At 68.9% G+C, this 16,566-nt stretch carries 14 protein-coding genes; 7 read left to right on the top strand and 7 right to left on the bottom strand.

Features of this window, described 5'->3' with window-relative positions:
- Window positions 1-23: 23 nt before the first annotated feature.
- The 4 genes from C3486_RS28675 (at window position 24) to C3486_RS28665 (ending at window position 4,825) form a co-directional block, all read left to right on the top strand.
- Window positions 24-605 carry a hypothetical protein gene (locus C3486_RS28675; protein WP_103835684.1) on the top strand — a complete coding sequence of 194 codons (582 nt, stop codon included), beginning with the start codon at window positions 24-26 and terminating at the stop codon, window positions 603-605.
- A gap of 85 nt (window positions 606-690) precedes the next feature.
- Entirely contained in the window at window positions 691-2,919 is a 2,229-nt protein-coding gene (locus tag C3486_RS28670) for a DUF6571 family protein (RefSeq protein WP_103835683.1), read from the top strand.
- Window positions 2,920-2,953: 34 nt separating this feature from the next.
- Complete coding sequence (locus tag C3486_RS37015) at window positions 2,954-4,045, top strand: hypothetical protein (protein WP_146075080.1); 1,092 nt, start codon at window positions 2,954-2,956, stop codon at window positions 4,043-4,045.
- Between the two features lie 180 nt (window positions 4,046-4,225).
- Entirely contained in the window at window positions 4,226-4,825 is a 600-nt protein-coding gene (locus C3486_RS28665) for a hypothetical protein (protein WP_103835682.1), read from the top strand.
- Window positions 4,826-4,979: 154 nt separating this feature from the next.
- Here C3486_RS28665 and C3486_RS28660 read toward each other — a convergent pair whose 3' ends face one another.
- The 7 genes from C3486_RS28660 to eccB form a co-directional block, all read right to left on the bottom strand.
- On the bottom strand, window positions 4,980-5,279 hold the full coding sequence (locus C3486_RS28660; RefSeq protein ID WP_103835681.1) for a WXG100 family type VII secretion target: 300 nt from the start codon (window positions 5,277-5,279) through the stop codon (window positions 4,980-4,982).
- A 62-nt stretch (window positions 5,280-5,341) separates the two neighbouring features.
- Window positions 5,342-5,704: a hypothetical protein gene (locus C3486_RS28655; RefSeq protein ID WP_103835680.1), complete on the bottom strand. Its 363-nt coding sequence runs from the start codon at window positions 5,702-5,704 to the stop codon at window positions 5,342-5,344.
- A 56-nt stretch (window positions 5,705-5,760) separates the two neighbouring features.
- On the bottom strand, window positions 5,761-7,020 hold the full coding sequence (locus C3486_RS28650; RefSeq protein WP_258053043.1) for a S8 family serine peptidase: 1,260 nt from the start codon (window positions 7,018-7,020) through the stop codon (window positions 5,761-5,763).
- A gap of 17 nt (window positions 7,021-7,037) precedes the next feature.
- A complete protein-coding gene (locus C3486_RS28645; RefSeq protein ID WP_103835678.1) occupies window positions 7,038-8,747 on the bottom strand; it encodes a hypothetical protein in 1,710 nt (569 codons plus the stop codon).
- 18 nt (window positions 8,748-8,765) lie between these two features.
- On the bottom strand, window positions 8,766-9,191 hold the full coding sequence (locus C3486_RS28640; RefSeq protein ID WP_103835677.1) for a hypothetical protein: 426 nt from the start codon (window positions 9,189-9,191) through the stop codon (window positions 8,766-8,768).
- Window positions 9,192-9,453: 262 nt separating this feature from the next.
- Window positions 9,454-10,698: a type VII secretion-associated serine protease mycosin gene (mycP, locus tag C3486_RS28635; RefSeq protein WP_103835676.1), complete on the bottom strand. Its 1,245-nt coding sequence runs from the start codon at window positions 10,696-10,698 to the stop codon at window positions 9,454-9,456.
- A 28-nt stretch (window positions 10,699-10,726) separates the two neighbouring features.
- Window positions 10,727-12,247, bottom strand: a complete 1,521-nt coding sequence (eccB, locus tag C3486_RS28630) for a type VII secretion protein EccB (RefSeq protein ID WP_103835675.1) — start codon at window positions 12,245-12,247, stop codon at window positions 10,727-10,729.
- Window positions 12,248-12,550: 303 nt separating this feature from the next.
- On the opposite strand from eccB, the gene eccE reads away from it, so the two are divergent.
- The 3 genes from eccE to C3486_RS38630 all read left to right on the top strand — a co-directional run.
- On the top strand, window positions 12,551-13,900 hold the full coding sequence (gene eccE, locus C3486_RS28625) for a type VII secretion protein EccE (RefSeq protein ID WP_103835674.1): 1,350 nt from the start codon (window positions 12,551-12,553) through the stop codon (window positions 13,898-13,900).
- A complete protein-coding gene (locus tag C3486_RS28620) occupies window positions 13,900-14,613 on the top strand; it encodes a hypothetical protein (RefSeq protein ID WP_103835673.1) in 714 nt (237 codons plus the stop codon). The genes eccE and C3486_RS28620 overlap by 1 nt, the downstream gene beginning before the upstream one ends.
- 558 nt (window positions 14,614-15,171) lie before the next feature.
- Window positions 15,172-16,566 (top strand): SCO5717 family growth-regulating ATPase (locus tag C3486_RS38630; RefSeq protein ID WP_308461273.1); only part of this gene is annotated, 1,395 nt, incomplete at its 3' end.

Raw genomic sequence — 16,566 nt, 5'->3', positions numbered from 1 at the left:
TGCATCGATCTTGCTAGCTTGACATGTACCGACAGCTCGTGGTCGCGAAGCAGGACGCCGACGTCATTCAGGGGGAAACAGTGTCGTTCGAGGACGAGTGGGCGGGCCTCCGCTCCCGGAGCACCGCAGCCGGCACCCATACGCAGATCAACAGCACCGGGCCACTGACGCCGGGCGGCAACAACGGGCTGCTGCTGCCGCCGGGCGGCAGCACACCGCTCGCGAGCTCACCGGCCAAGAAGAAGGCCGCCGCGGAGGCCCTGGACAAGGACGTCGTACCGGACACCAAGAAGGCCGGCGGCCACGCGGACGAGGCCACGACGAAGGCGCAGAAGGCCTTCGACGGCTGGGAGACCGGCAAGGGGCTCAAGAGCCTCATGACCGACTGGGAGAAGTCGGTCAAGACGCTGCAGGGCCGCCTCTCCCGTGAGCGGCAGGCCCTCACCAGCACCAACAACACGCTCCAGGACGGCGACCACGCCGCGTACAACGGGCTGCAGCAGTGCACCCCGGAGAACCCGTCGGGGAAGCCGCAGCAGCCGCCGCTCCTCCAGCAGCAGGGGCCGCCGTACCTCTCCCCGAAGTCCCAGATCTCGGGCCTCTGAGAGCTGCGCCCACCGACGACGGACACCGCGGCGCCGATCGCCGCTTCGACGCACCAGCCACCACCTGAGGCCGCACGGGGGACTCATGCTCAGCTACCACGACGCGCTGCACACCGATCTCAGCACGCTCACGGACGCCGCCGAGAAGTGGGACAAGACGGCGGAGATGTTCAAGGACGCCGCCAAGATCTACGACCAGAAGGTCAAAGGCATCTTCGAGGACGGCTCCGCGTCCGGCCAGCACGCCCAGGCCGGCCTCCTGGCCACCGGCACGACCTCGGGTCAGTACACCGGGGCCCAGAAGGAGGCCAAGGCCATCGCGGACATCCTCCGCGACGCGCACCACCAGTTCGTGGAACTGCGCAAGAAGCTCAAGTCCGAGATCGCCGACGCCAAGCACGCCAAGATGCTGATCTCTTCGGACAAGGGTGTCTGCAGCTGGGACTGGGACAACATGGACTCGGAGACCAAGCGCGCCGTCACCCACGACGGCAGCGCGAGCGAAGTCCCCGAATACTGGACCAAGCGCATCGCCAAGGCCGTCAAGGACATGGACGACGCCGACCAGGGCGTCAAGCTCGCCCTCGACGCCGTCACCGTCGACTCCGCCCCCCTCGACGGCATCAAGAACGGCTTCAACGCCAAGGCCGAGGGCGACATCGAGAAGGTGGAGGGCAAGCGTGCCGACGAGCTGAGCACGAAGCTCAACTCCGAGGGCAAGCTGCCCCCGCAGGAAATGGCGGAGCTGGAGCGGCTCTTCCGCGACAACTCCGACGACAAGGCGTTCTCCCGGACGTACCTCAACGGTCTGGGCGCGGAGAACACCATCAAGCTCGGCAACACGCTCCGCGAGATGGGCAAGGACGGCAATCGCGTCGAGAAGGGGCTGGCCGACTCGATCGCCACCGCGACCAAGGTGCCCGCATCGGTCGCCAAGATGCCCGTGGACTCCAAGGCCTACAAGGAGTGGCTGGACAGCGCCGACGGTCGGTTCAACAAGAAGTTCCTGGGCGACCTCAAGGAGGTCGGCACCAAGAACTTCGCCAGCAACACCGAGCCGGTCTACGGCTACCAGGACTTCGTCACGCTCCTCAAGCACGGCAGCGGCTACGACGACCAGTTCATGCACCATCTCGCCAACGACATCATCGAGACGGAGAAGAAACAGCCCGACCTCTGGGACATCTGGAACGGCAAGCCGGTCCAGAAGGGCATCGAGCACGACCCGCTCGACGGGGTGCTGGGAATCATGAGCAAGGACCCCGCCGCCTCCACGGCATACCTCGACCCCCAGCACAACGACCATCTGAAGTACCTGCTCAAGGACCGCGACTGGCCCAAGTACGTCATGAACGGCCCGGGGATGGTCTCGGACAACGACACCATGAGCGAGCTCTACAACCGGCATGGGTTCGGGGCGGCACTGGAGTCGGCGGCGACAGGGAACGTACCGGGCACCGAGCATGCGTACGGTGGGCACACCGAGGCTGAGGCCCGCGTCATGCGCGACACCATCAAGCTGCTCAACGGGGATGACCAGAGCGGCGCCAAGATGCCCGCCAACCTCCGTGCCCCGCTGGGCCACATGCTCACGGACTACACCCCGGACACGCACGAGATCCTGTCGCGCACCAACGGCACCTACAAGCAGTTCGGTGACGAGGGAGGCGTGTTCAGGAACGAGGACTCCGGCGCGGTCGGCATGGCGGTGAGCCGGAATGACCTGGTGAACGTCATGCGCGGGGTGGCCGAGGACCCCGCGGCGTACGGCGACATGTACGCGGCCGAGCGGCAGTACGCCGCCGACACACTCGCGGGCGTTCCCATCGTCCCGAAGAATCCGGCGGAGGAATCACAGAGGGACGGCGTGATCCACGCGGCTTCCTCGGCCTTCGGCTTCTATGACGGCGTCACTTCCGATGTCCTGTACGACAAGCGCGACGCAAAAATTCAGTGGGCACGCGATCTGAATCACCACGTCACTTCGACCAGCGGAACCGCCCTCAACTTCATTCCGTCCTCACCGAAGGCCGTGCCGGTATTGGGCGATGCCGCAAACCGCATCCTTGACTTCGGCATGTACGACTGGACGAAGGAAACCATCGCAGAAGCCGGTGCTCAAGCCGGCAAGGAGGACAGGGCCAACTTCGAAGCCGGGCAGAAAGAAGTCGACAACCTCGTGTACCAATGGGGCAAGAAGCAAGGGTACGACAGCGACGACTGGGAAGTGAGAAATCTCGACGGCAAGGGCCTGGACACTCACAATACTGCCCGTTCGGAAGCCTTCAAATGGCTGGACCGTCCGGAGTCCTGACGAGCGCCGCGAATCGAGATAAAAGGACCATCCCATGCAACGACATCGACGCCGACGCTTGAAGATCGCTGCTGCAGTGTCGCTGGGCGCCCTCCCCCTCATTTTCGGCGGGCTCTACTTCAGCGGCACCCTGGGAAGCTGGCAGGACGACCGGGGGCTCTCTTCGGCGTGCGACGGAGTGCTGGAGAAAGACAGCCTTCGAGCGGCGCTCGGAAGTAGTCGAGCTTACGCAAGAGATTCCAAGGAATCTCCGGACGGAACGCTTGCATCCTGCAGTACCGCCGTCCGGGGCGGCCAGAATTCCATGGACGTACAGGTCCGCTGGAGTTCCCACGACGACAAGGTCACCCAGACTCTGGGACGCACCTCCTCATCCACACACGAGTCGAGCTTCGTTCCTCTCGGGACATGGCCTGGCGTCCTCACCTCCAGCCAGGGCCTGGCTCATTCTTCCGTGACCTTGGCGTGCCGCAACAGAGGAAGCGACGGGCTGACTGTCGATTCCCAACTGACGCGCCCTTCGGACGGGTCGGCGATGGATTCTTCCGGTCGGCTGCGCACCTCGTTCGCACGCGCGACGGTTGAGATCGCCAAGAAGGCTGCCACCACATTCGGCTGCGATCACGACTCATCCGACACGACGCAGTCCGTCTCGACCGCCTCCGACAAGCCACCCGTACCGCTTCCGCGGGCGTCCGGAACATGCGAACCGCTACGCCCACTCGCTTCCTCGGCCAAGAAGGTGGCGGTAACCCGTGCGCGGGAGTCGGAGAGCAGCAAGAATGCACCCATCGAAGACTGCGTTCTCACCGGCCGGGATGGAAAGATTCCCCTTTACCGCATCTCTGCTTACTACGGGCCGTACGCCAAGAGTTTTTCCAAAAATACGGACATGAGCACCGTGGACAGCGAAGCGGGAATGACGAACGAAGGGGCCCTGACCTGGGGAACCGCCCAGTGTCCGGGCACAGCGGAGCGGGCGATCTACACCTTCTCCCTGCTCTACGATGGCGGCAGTGACGCACAGCCCGAGAACCCGCCTCGTTCCTTCAAAATCGATGCGCTCACCGCATTCGCCAAGAAATCTGCCCAGGAACACGGTTGCGTTGCCCCGCACATGCCATAGCACTCATATATCTGCGACCATTATCACCGATTCCGCGTGACGGCCGCTGCGTCAACCGCTCGTCACCGATCCGTTCTTGAGCCCCACCCGAAGAGCTGGACGCGGCTGGGGTACCGCAAAGTGGCTGGCCGGCCGAACATATCGCGCCCGCCCCACCCGAGCAGGAGAGCCGGCCTCGACATGAAGTTCGTCATCGTACTCTGGGCAATGGGTGCGGTCTTCCTCTTGCTGGCGTGCATCGATCCCCGTCGCCTCTTCTGGAATTTCGAGGCCTGGAAGTACCGGAACCCGAAAGCCGCCGAGCCGTCCGATGCCGCCTACGCCTTCCGGCAGGTGCACGCCGTCGTGGCGGCACTGTTCCTCTTCGGCGTCGGGGGCTTCATCTGGTACGAGAAGGAAGCCTCCACCACCGACAGCGGTGAGGTCCGCACTGCCGTGATGAAGGCGGTGGACATACTGGAGAAGGAGTCGGTGCTGGCCACGACCGGGCCGGTCGAGCCCGATTACCGGATCCAGGTCGACGCGGCGCTGGACGAAGCGATGAAGGCCCAAGCGCCGGCAGTCGGCCCGGCACCCTGGGGCCTCGATGCCGAGTCCGCGGGACGGACGGAGGACGGCGGCGAACGCTTCACCGTCACCAATACGCACGGCCAGTACCCGTACTGCCTCAAGGTAGTGGAGAACGGCTATGTTCCTGGCGGCTCGGACGACTCGGGGAAGCTGATGATGCGTGACACGACCTATGACGTCACGGTCCGCAAGGGCAGTTGCGAGAACTGACATCCTGCCGGCAGTCGGCGAAGGCATAGCTGCCACCCCAAAACGACGAAGGCCGTCACCGCAGATGCTCTGTGGTGACGGCCTTCGCCTTACTGATCACTCGGACGTTCACGGTAGGCACCTCCCGCGCGTGCCCACGTAGGCCCCTGAGTGACTAGTCGAAGAACGACGCGCCCTTCTTGTCGCTCAGGTGGTAGTCGTCCCGGCCGTGCCGGATCGACGTGGAAACGGCGTCAAGGGCTTCCTTGATCGCCGCGGTGTCCTGGTTCCACTTCGTCTGGGCGGTGTGGTAGGCGGTCTTGGCCTCACCTTCCCACATCTCGCTGACGCCCTTGAGCGCATGCATGATCCACTCAAGGTCCTCGTGAAGCAGCTTCGACTGGTCCTCGATCTGCTTCGCGGTGGATTCAAGAGTCGCGTAGTCGACGAGCATTTCGCCGTCATTGTGAGCCATGGGGTCCCTCGCTTTCTGCTGCGACCGAAAAGCGATCGCTGATGGTCATCGGTCGACTGGGCTCAGAACATGCTCAGCTTCGAGGGAATCTGGCCCCCCGGGCCGACCCCTCCGCCGTCGACCACGTTGGCCTGCTTCTTGATGGCCTGCTCGACCGCGTGGTCGGTGTTGCCGGAGAGCTTCCGGGTCGCCTGAATGGCTTCCACGAAACCGGCCAGCTGCTTGCCCATGGAATTGAGCCTGTTGTTGAGGTCGGTCTGCGTGGTGTTGAAGCCGCCCGCGCCGATACCCTTCCAACGGCCCTCGACGCTGTCGATCGCCGTGTTCAGCTTCCGCACATGCGTCTTGATGTTCTCGAACCGCTGGACCAGGTCCTTCTCGAGCTTGGCCAGTTGAGCGTCGGTAAGCTTCGTGCCGCCTGCCATGTCATCCTCCCTCTACTTTTTATGTGCTGAACCTTCAGGGACAGTCGGATGAGGTGTCATCCCCGGCGCGCCCGCAGGAAAGCGAACGCACCGCCCCCGAGGACGATCACCGCGGCAGCGATACCGAGGCTCGTCCAGAGTGTGGTGTTGTCGCCGGAGGACGCCTTCGCCGGATCGGCCTGCGAACCGGCGTCGGTCTTCCCGGAGTCGGCTCCGTCGCCCTTTGCGGGCGTGCCGGCGGATTCTTCGAACGCGGCCTTCGACGTGTCGAAATCGCCGTTGTCCAGGAAGGCGGGCCGGTCGGGATTGCCCGGTGTGCCCTTGCCCTCCAGAACGTTGAGCCGGGGCCGGACGGCTCCGTAACCGACGTACTTGCTGGGGCTCCGCTTCTCCATGACCCCGTCGGTGGTCCCGACCAGCACGCGGCCGACCTGATTCGCGTTCCAGTCACGGTGCTTGGACCAAATGAGCGCCGCGGAGGCGGAGGCGATGGCGGTGGCGGCACTGGTGCCGCCGTCGCCGTCGCAGTAGGTCTTGAGGGTTTTGTCGCACCACTTGGGGATGTCGGAGCCTGGCGAGACCACCGTGACGTGGTTGCCGCTGCCGGAGTACTTGGACACCTCACCCTGCGCGTCGATCGAGCCCACGCCGATGACTTCCGGGTAGGCAGCCGGGTAGAAGGGCCGGTTCTTGCCCTCGCCATCGTTACCCGTACCAGCGATGAGCAGCTTCCCCTTTTCGGCGGCGTACTTCACCGCCTCCTTCAACTGCGGATCGCTGTATTCGCTACCGAATGACAGGTTGATAATTCGCGCGTCCGTGTTCGCAGCGGCACGAATGGCCTGAGCCGACTGCCTTTCCTTCGGCCCGCCCTGGACGCCCTTGAGGTTGTTCCGAATCGGCACGATTTTCGCGCCCGGCGCCAGGCCCCGCAGACCGCCGCCCTTGCCCGTGCCGGCAATCAGCTCCGCCATGGTGGTGCCGTGTCCGAGATAGTCGTCATATGCATCGCCCGACGCACCGGACAGGTCCTTGCCGGGCAGCACTTGGCCTTCCAGGGAAGGGGTCGACGGGTTCACACCGCTGTCGACGACTGCGACCTTTATCCCTTCCCCCCTGCTGACCTTCCACATCTGTTCGGCCTGCATGGAGTCCAGGTACCACTGCTTCGACTGGACGTCCTCCGCGACGGCGGCAGGCGCAGCGCCCATGAGGCACACCGCCCAGGCGCCTGTTGCCGCCAGCACGGGGAGCGTGCGGCGACGCAGCCTCCGCGTGTTCCTCGGCATCGCCGTCCGGTTCTCTCCAGCCGTCATTCCTCGCCTCACCTGAGTCACTCGATGACCGGCGGGGCAGTATTGCGCCGCCGCCCTGAATTCCACGTCTCTTCGTCTTCGGTCGGCTGTCCCGGCCGGCGGTTTTCCTTCTGCGACTCGTTTCGAGGCTGCGACGTACCGGCACCTCCACGAGGCGCGCCCGCAGGGTGCTCCTCTCCTCCGGTGTTGTGCACCAACCCTGTGCCGCCCTGGGTGAAACCGCGCTGGCCGCGGCCCGCGGACCCGGCCTCCGAGCGCGGGGTTCCGACGACGCCACCCTGGTTGGTGGCGAGCCTGCGGGCCGATGCCGCCCTCTCCGCGGACGACTCCGCCGGAGTTTTCGCGCCCGCTCCGATGACGCCACGGCCCGTGGTCGTACCGTGCTCACCCCCCGGCGTGACCGCTCGGGCGCCCGGGGACGAGGTGGACGCGCGGCCGGGGGTGCTGGGCGTGCCCCCGACGATGCCGTTACGGCCGCCGCGTGGCATCGCACCCGAACCCGGGCGTGCTCCGTTGGCTCCGGGGCCGAGGCCCGTACCGCCCGGGCGGCCGATGGCCCGAGGGCTCACCCCGCTCGGCCGGCCGGCCGTTCCCGGCTGCCCCATCGGCCCGGGCCGGCCCGTCGCGCCGGGCTGCCCGGGCGAGTTCGGGCGCATGGCGCCCGGGGCCATGGGGTTGGGACGCGCCGTGCCGCCACCCGGCAGCGGACCGCTCCGCGGGGGCCCGGAAAGCCCCGGCAGCTTCCCCGCGCCTCTGGGAAGCGGACCTGTGTTGATGGGGCCGGGAGGAAGGGGGTTGCCTTGGTTCGCGATAGGGCCGGGGGAGTTCGGAGGCGAGGTCGGCACCGGCGCGTGGGTGTCCGCAGGCGGATGCGGCATGGTCACGCTGTCAATGTTTGTACCGATTTCCTGCTCCGGAGCGATGACCCGGTGGTGAGGGGTGTACTGCGACGCATCGCCCCCTCCCGCCTCCGGTCCATGGCCACCCATGACAGGCTGCACAGCGTGCCCGCCCGCGCCGATCGGCTTGCCGCCGCCCTCGCCGATCGGCAAGTCGTACGACGGAGCCGGCATCCCCACATCCGGCATAGGCGCGAACACCGGCTCCTCCTGCGTAGCCATCGTGTCGTGGGACACGATGTAGTAGGAGCTGAGCTTGTTCATCTGGGTGATGGCTTCCTGGCGGTCGCCCTCGCGCTTTTTCGCCTTGGCGTAGGCGGGGTTGGTGTCGACGCGGGCCGGGGTCGGGATGTCCTTGACCGCTTCGGCGAGGCCGCCGTCCGCGTCCCGCTTCGGCATGGACTTCTTGACGGTCGCCAGGCCCTCGCCGGCGTTCTTGAGCTGATGGCCTGCGGTCTTGCTGTACGTGGCGAGCTTCAGCGTGTTCTTGCTCAGGTTGTCGGTCCACTTGCGCATGGCCTCGCCGGACTCGCCGTCCCACTCGGCGTGTTCGGCGTACTTCTTCAGCTCCTCGCCGACTTCCTTGATCGCGTCGGCGGCGTCGATGAGAGCGTCCCCGGTGTGTTCGAGGTCGCTCGGCCTGGCGGACTCGATCATGTCGAGCATGTCGTCCAGGTTGTGGTTCTCGAAGTTCGTGCCGCCGAACCTGGTGAGAGCGGGGAGCAGGATCGGCGCCACTCCGGCAGCGGCTCGCAGGCCCTGCCGGGTCCGGGCCAGCATGGCCGGATAGTCGGGCCTGACCTCGCGCGACGTACCTTCGTCAGTCATCTTCTGTCCCCCTCCCGGTCACAGCTCGGTGTGCTTGCGGTCGTCGCGCTTGTCGCGCGGCTTCGCGTGGTGCTCGTCGTACCACTCCTGCGTCCGCGTCTGGATCTCGTAGAAGCGTCGCCGCTGGTCGTCGTCGATCTTCTCGAAGCCGTGCTGCGTGCCGAGGACGGCGATGCCCATCGCCTCGATCTGGTCGCCGAGCGTCTGCGAGAGGTTCGTCAGGTGCGTGTGCACCCGCTCGTACATGCGGCTGAGGTCCGCGGCTTCGCCGAAGGAGCTCGCGCCGAACGAGGCGCTGGGGATGATCTGCTGGCTGAGCTTTTCCTTCGATCCCGAGGACGACTCGAGCTTCCGCAGCGCCGCGTCCACCTTCCTCTTGAGGGAGCGCAGCTCACCCGGTCCGAGCCTGACGTGCGACCGCGCGTCCTGTCCCGCCGCGGACATCGGTTGAGGTGCGCCTCCGAGCTCCGATTCCGGAACCCCCACGGTCCTCTCCCCCTTCCCCCGTTACGTTCTTCGCGACGCGTGAGGCGTCTGATGCAACATTAGCTAATTCGGTCGGTCGGCACAGTCGCGTATCGCACAGCGCCAGTTGGCCCGTCCGGCGCTCTTCTTCACTGGTGAACAGCGTCTCATCCGCCACTGACACCCCGGTCGCCCCGCGGACTCCACATTGTCACGATCGTGTGATGAGTAGGTGGGGGCGTCACCCGACCGGGCGACGCCGGCGCCAGTCCCGGTAGACGAGTGAGGACCCGGCGATGACGGCCACCAGCAGCCCTCCGCCCACGACCGCGTACGTGCCGAGGCGTTCGTCGCGCTGCTGCGGGGTCTCACCCTCCGGGAGCGGTGGCACGTCCGGTACGGCGCCCTTGCTGACACCGCCCTGCGCGACGGGGTGGTCGACCGGGCCGCCCTCCTCCGTCACCGCGCGCACCGGGTCGACGACGCCCCAGCCGACGTGGTCGTCCCGGCCCGGGATGGAGCGCTCCGCGGTCTGCTCGATCTGGGTCACCACGCGTTGTCGGCCCCAGTCCTTGTGGGCCGCCCGCACCAGCGCGGCGACGCCGGCGACGTACGGCGCGGAGAAGCTGGTCCCGTTGTCCACGCACAGGCCGCCCTTGGGAACCGTGGAGACCATGTCCACGCCGGGGGCCGCGACCCCGACGAAGTCCCCCGACTGGGAGAAGACGGCCCGCTCGTTGTTGCGGTCGGAGGCCGCGACGGCCAGGACTCCGTCGTAGGCGGCGGGGTACGTCTCCTTGACGTTACCGCCGAGGCCGTCGTTGCCCGCCGAGGCGACGACCACGATGTCGCGGCGCAGCGCCTCGTTGACGGCGTCGTGGAGGACGTTGTCGTCGGGCAGCGCCTCCTCCGTGTCCTGCGAGATGTTGATGACGTCGGCGCCCACCTTGACCGCGTGTTGGATGGCGCGGGCGAGGTCCTGTGCGGTGCCGCTGCCCTTGTCGTCGTTCTGCTTGATCGGGATGATCGTGGCCTCGGGGGCGATGCCGACGAACTGGTTCTCCTCGCTCGGCCGGGCGGCGATGATGCCGGCGACCTTGGTCCCGTGTCCGACGGTGTCCGTGGTGCCGTTCGCCTTGCCGCGCGGGGAGACCTCCCCGTACTGGTCCTTCTTGAGTTTCTTCGGCAGGACGTTCGCGCCCCTGGTCGTGTCGACGGCACCTCTGAGCTGCTTGTTGGTGTTGTCGACGCCGGTGTCGATCACGGCGATCCGCTCCCCTGCGCCCTTGGTCACCGACCAGAGCTGATCGAGCTGGACGCGCTGCAGGGACCAGGGAAGGCCCTTGATCTTCGCCTTGGAGGGAAAGGTGCACTGGGTACTGTCCGCGGCGCTCGCGGCGGGCGCAGCGAGCGCGGTGCCCGCGGTGGTCAGGGCGGTGGCCGCCAGTACGGTCAGCCAGCGCGTCGGACGGGCCTGTCGGGGCATGGGTGTCTGTCTCCTCCGCCTCGTGGCCCTACGAACCCTGCGGCTGGCTGGCGCTGTTGACGTCCAGCCGCGGCCCCGTCGAGAGGAACTGCGACCAGGCCGCCGGCACCGGTACCGGCGTGACGCCCTCGTAGCCCAGGCGCTTCTGCGTCTGCAGTACCTGCTGCTCCTGCGTCTTCGCCGCGCTCTTCTTGCCGTCCGAGCCGATCCTGGACTTGCCGGTACCACTGTCGCTGTTGCTCTGCACGCCGTACCGCAGCCCGGAGTCGGTGAGCAGGAAGACCAGACCGGACTTGGTCTGGTGCCCCTGGACCTGCCGGAAGAGCAGCCCGGAGCCGGGGGTGACGTACGTGCTCGCCGTCGCGTCCGCGATCTTGTGCGGGTAGCTGGTGCCCGCCCAGGTGCTGAGCGTGGTGTTGTTCTTGCCGTCGACCTTGCGCAGCACGTTGCAGACCGTGTCGCGGCCGCCGTGCGTGCCGTCCGAGTAGTTGACCCGCTTGGTGAACTTGTCGGGCCACCTGAGGTCACCCCCGAACTCGGCACCGCTGCTGGTGAAGGCCCCCGCACTCACCTGTTTGGCGACGTTGTGCTGGCCCAGCTCGGTCTCGCCGGCGAGCAGCAGCTGCGCCATGAAGTCCGAGATCGGCGCGACGCGGTCCTTGAGCACGACGTAGTGGTGCCATTCGCCGCTGCCCGACTCGGGGGCCTTCAGCACCATGCCGACCCTCTTGGTGTCGTCGTCCAGGTCCCCGGGCACATTCGCGGGCGTACCGGCACCCGTCACCGTGGGGAAGTGGATGTCGTCGCCGGTCTTGAGCGTGGCGAGCCACTCGTTGCTCACCCGTTGGGGCTTGCCCCTTGTTGCCACGGTCCGCAGGAGGCCGTCGTCAGGTTCGAGTGCGTACTTCGTGCCCGACCTGTCCACCAGGTACAGCTTGTGGCCCGGCCCCTCGACGTACATCACGTCACCGCCGTGCAGCCGCTCCGCCCCTTCGACCTCCTTCGCCTCCCGGTCGGCGAAGACGAACGTGGCCTTCTGCACGTCGCGGCTGCCCTGTCCCTGCTGCTCGCAGACGGCCCAGCGCTTCGCCTTCTTCGCCTCGTCGGAGGTGGGCAGCCGGTCCGGCGCGTAAGGAATGCCCAGCGTCGGGCCGCGCGGGATCTTGCCGTCGTCGAGGACCTTGTCGTCGACGTTGACGACCTGGAAGTCGTCCGTCTTGAGCAGCAGTCTCGCGGAGGCGAGATTGAGTACGGGGTGGAGCATCTTGTGCTTGTCGGTCTCCAGCACGACGTACCGCGTGGTCGAGTCGCTGCCGACGATGACCTTCGTGGCGGGATCGTCCCAGCCCTGCGGCGCCGTGGGCTTGAACATCCCCCAGGCCCCGAAGCCCGCGACGAGCACCGCGGCGGTGATCACCCCGGGAAGGACGGCCTGCAGCGGACGCGGCGCACCTTCCTCCGTGCCGCTGGGTGACGGCTGGAGAAACGACGCGACCAGCCGCCTTTTCGCAAAGGTGTAGGCGTTGAGCTCGTCCCGCCGTGATGCCATGTCCGCCTGTTTCTCCCCACTGCGCCAACTGCCCCGTTGTGTGCCCCACTCGATGCGACGCGTGACACCGAGGGGAACCCACTATGCCGAATCATGGCGCGTACGCGCCCATGGGGGCCGTTCTCCGAAGCGCGGAGTTGACACCACGGGGAGTCGTTCCGCGGTACACACACGGCCAACTCGCCCAGATGGGACGGCAGTGACGGGTGATCTCGGAGTGCTGCTCGAGTAGTAGGGTGGTCGCCCTGATTCACGGCCCTTCTGCGCAAGGGACGAACGCGGACACTAGGGGGCTTCCGGGGGATGGGAACGGCGACACGGGTTCACCCCTCAGCGGATCGCCGCGGTGATCGCTCACACCGCGACCGCGGGCGCCGCGCAGCCGGCCGGGGTACGCCCGCCTCCTCCAACGCCCGCCCCGTCGCCCCCGCGTCGACGGTCGTGCGGACCGAACACCGCACCAACCGCATAGGCCCCATCCAGCTCCAGCAGCTCGTGTTGATCGAGGTGGCGCTGGCGGTGGTTCTGGTGGCCGCTGCGGTGGACATGTTGCTGTTGGTGCCGGGCATTGTGGTGGCCGTGGCGCTGGTGCTGCTCGCGGTGTTGCGTCGGCGGCGGTTGTCGGTGCGGGACTGGCTGGCGACCGTGCTTGCGTTGCGGGCGCGGAAGAGCGCTGCCGCGCCGCTGGGGGCCGGGGTGGATCCGAGTCTGGCGCCGGCCGCCGAGGCGGTGCCGGGGCTGCGGACGTACGGGTATCTGGACCGGGACCGGCGGACGGTCGGTATGGCCGGGGACGGGACGTTCCTGACGGCCGTGGTACGGGTCGAGGCCAAGGGCAGTGCGCTGCGGCCGTCGGGCGGTGCGCGGGCGCTGCCGCTGACGCTGCTGCACGACGCGCTGGACGTGGACGGCATCAAGCTGGAGTCCGTGCAGGTCGTGCAGCACGTGCAGCCCGCTCCCGCGCCGCATCTGCCCGAGCACGCGATGGCCCGGCAGAGCTACCTCCCCCTCCAGCAGCAGACCGGGGCGCCCGCGCTGCGGCTGATGTGGGTGGCGCTGAAGTTCGACCCCGAGCTGTGCCGGGAGGCGGTCGAGGCGCGCGGCGGCGGACTGACGGGTGCGCAGCGCTGTCTGACGCGTGCGACCGATCATCTGGCGAGCCGGCTCACGGGGGCCGGCTTCCTGACCACCGTCCTGGACGAGCAGGAGCTGATAGCGGCGCTGGCGACCTCCACCTGCGCCAACCCGGTGGCGACCGCGCGGGCCGGGCTGCCCGACGCCGCGCCGGCCCGGCGTACGCAGGAGACGACGCGGGTCTGGAAGTGCGACGACCGGCTGCACACGACGTACGGGGTGGGCCGCTGGCCCGAGTTGGGCCGTTCGGCCACGCCGCTCCCCCGCCTGGTGTCGGCGCTGACGTCGGTACCGACACTGGCCTCGACGTTCAGCCTGACCGTGACGGCCGGCGACCGGAACGGGGCGGCCGGGATCAGCGGGCATGTACGGCTCACCGGCCGTTCGGACGCCGAACTCTCGCGTGCCCGGCGGCAGTTGGAGTCGGCCGCACGCGCGGCGAAGCTGGGCCTGGTCCGGCTGGACCGGGAGCAGCTGCCCGGTGCGGTGGCGACGCTGCCGCTGGGAGGTGCGCGCTGATGGCTTCGGCGACCTCGGCCCTGCGGGGCCTGTACGGACCGCGCCGGGAACGGCACGTACTGCCGGTCGACCACCTCGGCGCGCTGACGCTGCCGCTCGGGGACGACGGTCTGACGGTGGGTCATGACGCGGAGAACCGTCCGGCCGTACTGGGCCTGTACCACCCCTCCCCCTTCGACGTGCTGCTGATCGGCGGGCTGTGGACGGCCCAGGCGCTCGCGCTGCGCGCCGCGGGTACGGGGGCGCGCGTCGCGGTCGAGACGGGCCGGCCCCAGATGTGGACGAACGTGGCGCACGCGGCGGGCGCCGGCCAGGAGTGCCTGACCCTGCACGACGTGGGGCGGGTGCCGCCGATGGGCGCGACCGTCGGCAGCCCGGTACTGGTCGTGCGGGACTGCGGCATGCGGCCGCCGCGCGGGCGGGTGTCCTCGGCCCCGTGGCAGTCGGTGCTGACGCTGCTGCCGTACCTGAGCCCGGTGGCTCCGCGGCTGATGAACGCCGCGCACCTCGTCGGCCTTCAGCGGATCTCCCCCGACGAGGCCGCACACGCCGCGCGGATCCTCGGGCTGTCGCAGCGGGATGTCGAGGCGCTGCCGTCGATCGGCGACGGGCTCACGCTGTGGTGCGGTGACGATCGGACACGGCAGTACGTGATGACCCAGCCGACGGAGGCGGAGAGAGGGCTGCTCGGGGATCCCCGGCGGATGGACTGACCGGTGGGCTGTTGGTGGCGGTCGTCGGTCGCCGGGCAACGATCCGCCGTCGGCTGCCGGGCGGTCGCCATCGACCGCGGGTCAGCCGCTGCCGGCCGCAGGTCGGCTACTGTCGGCCGCCGCCCTGGGGCGTGGGGTGTTGTCTCAGGGCCTGACCCGGTACCGGGCCTTCGGGCGGCGTCGCCGGCTCACATTGGGGGCGCTTGGCGGGTGTTCGGGGCTGTTGCGAGGGTTGCGGCACTTGGGGCAGTTGGGGTGATTGGTGACTGCGGGAGGGCTGAGCTCGGTGATTCACCGGGGTGCGGCTCGTTGTTTTTCTTCGCGGCTACGGGCCGTGGGGGACGTGCGTAACCTGAGGCAACAGACAGGTATCGGGCAAAGACGGGCCTGCCGGGCTGTCGGCCGTGGCGTTTAGGCTTGGGTCGAGCGACAGGGGAACCCACGGGAACGCCCGGCGTGTCAGGGGGATCCGGTGATTCGGCGTACGTGTGTGAGCGATGCGCGTGAACGGTGTCGCGTCGCGGGATTCAGAGGGACCAGACCACAGCAGGAGGCGTAGTGAGCAGCGATCGGGACGAGATCCGCACGGGCGGCATCACCCCCGGCGAGGATCAGTCCGACGCGGATCCCGAAATGACGGGTGAGTTCACCATCGACTACACCCCGCCTGCTTGGTACACGCAGAACGCCGGTACGGGAGCGGGCTCCGGGTCCGGGGCCGGGGCGAGCGGTACGGTGCCGCCGCCTCCGCCGCCGTCGGGTGAGCCGCTGTTCCCGCCGGTGGTGACGCCGGAGATCACGACGCCGCCCCCGGCCGCTGACCCGGCTCCCGCCTCGACGACGGCTCCGGCGGGCGATGCCGCCGGGGCGGCGGACGCGTCCGGTGCGGGGAGCCCGGCCGGTGACGCCGCCGAGGGTGAGAAGGCCGGTGACGCGGCCGGTGCGGCGGCGGAGGGCTTCGGGGGCTCGAACGGCGGTGCCGCACAGGGCCCGGAGAAGAAGGAGTCGGCGGACGAGCGTGCCGCCGGGGACGGCCCGGGTGACGACGAGAACGCCGCCGGGGCCGGTGCTGCCGGTGCCGGGAGTGGCCAGGGTGCGTCCGGGGCCGCGGCCGGCTCCGGGCCCGTGGTCGAGCAGCCCGAGCCGCTGAGCGAGGACGCGGCGCCCGAGACGCCGCCGCACGGTGCGCCCGCTGCGGCCGCGTGGTCGCCGGCCCCGCCGCAGGGGCCCGCGCCGTCGTTGCCGCCGCTGCCGCCGGAGTTCCGGCCCGCCGACCCGCAGGCGCAGAACGGGCCCGGCGGGTCCGCCGCGCCGTCGTCCGGGGCCTGGCCGGCCGCCGGGCAGGGTGCGGGCGAGGCGCCTGCCGCGGGCCAGGGCGGTTACGGCTTCCCGCCGGCCACGGGTGCCACGCCGGGACCGCAGCAGGGCGGTGCCCAGCCCCCCGCGCAGGGTCCGGGCACGCCGCCCGGTGCGCCGTCCGTGCCGCACCAGGGCGCGCAGGGCGGTTACGGCTACCCGGCTCCGGCCCAGCAGCCGAACCCGCAGCAGCCGATGCCCGGGCAGGACGGCGGCCAGGTGCCCGGTCAGGGTGCCGCACAGCCCGCCGCGCAGGGTGGTCAGCCCCAGCCGTACGGCCAGCCGCCGCACGGACAGCAGCCGCCGCAGGCGGGCCCGCAGGGCGCACCCGGCCAGCCTCAGGCCCCGCAGGGGCAGCCCGGTGCCCAGCCGCACCCGCCCCCAGGCACAGCAGCCGGGCCAGCAGGGCGGCCAGCCCGGCGCCGCGCCCGGTACGCCCGGCCCGCAGCCCGGATACCGGGCTACCCCCAGCCCACCCAGGGCCAGCCCGGCTACGGCTACCCGCAACAGCAGTCCGCGCCCCCCGGCCAGCCCCAGGCCCAGCCCGGTCAGCAGGGCGAGCCCGGCGCCCAGCCGCAGCCCGCGCCTCAGGCGCAG

It is taken from the genome of Streptomyces sp. Ru73 (genome assembly GCF_002920575.1).
Lineage (GTDB): Bacteria > Actinomycetota > Actinomycetes > Streptomycetales > Streptomycetaceae > Streptomyces.
This window is presented reverse-complemented; position numbering and strand designations above follow the sequence as displayed.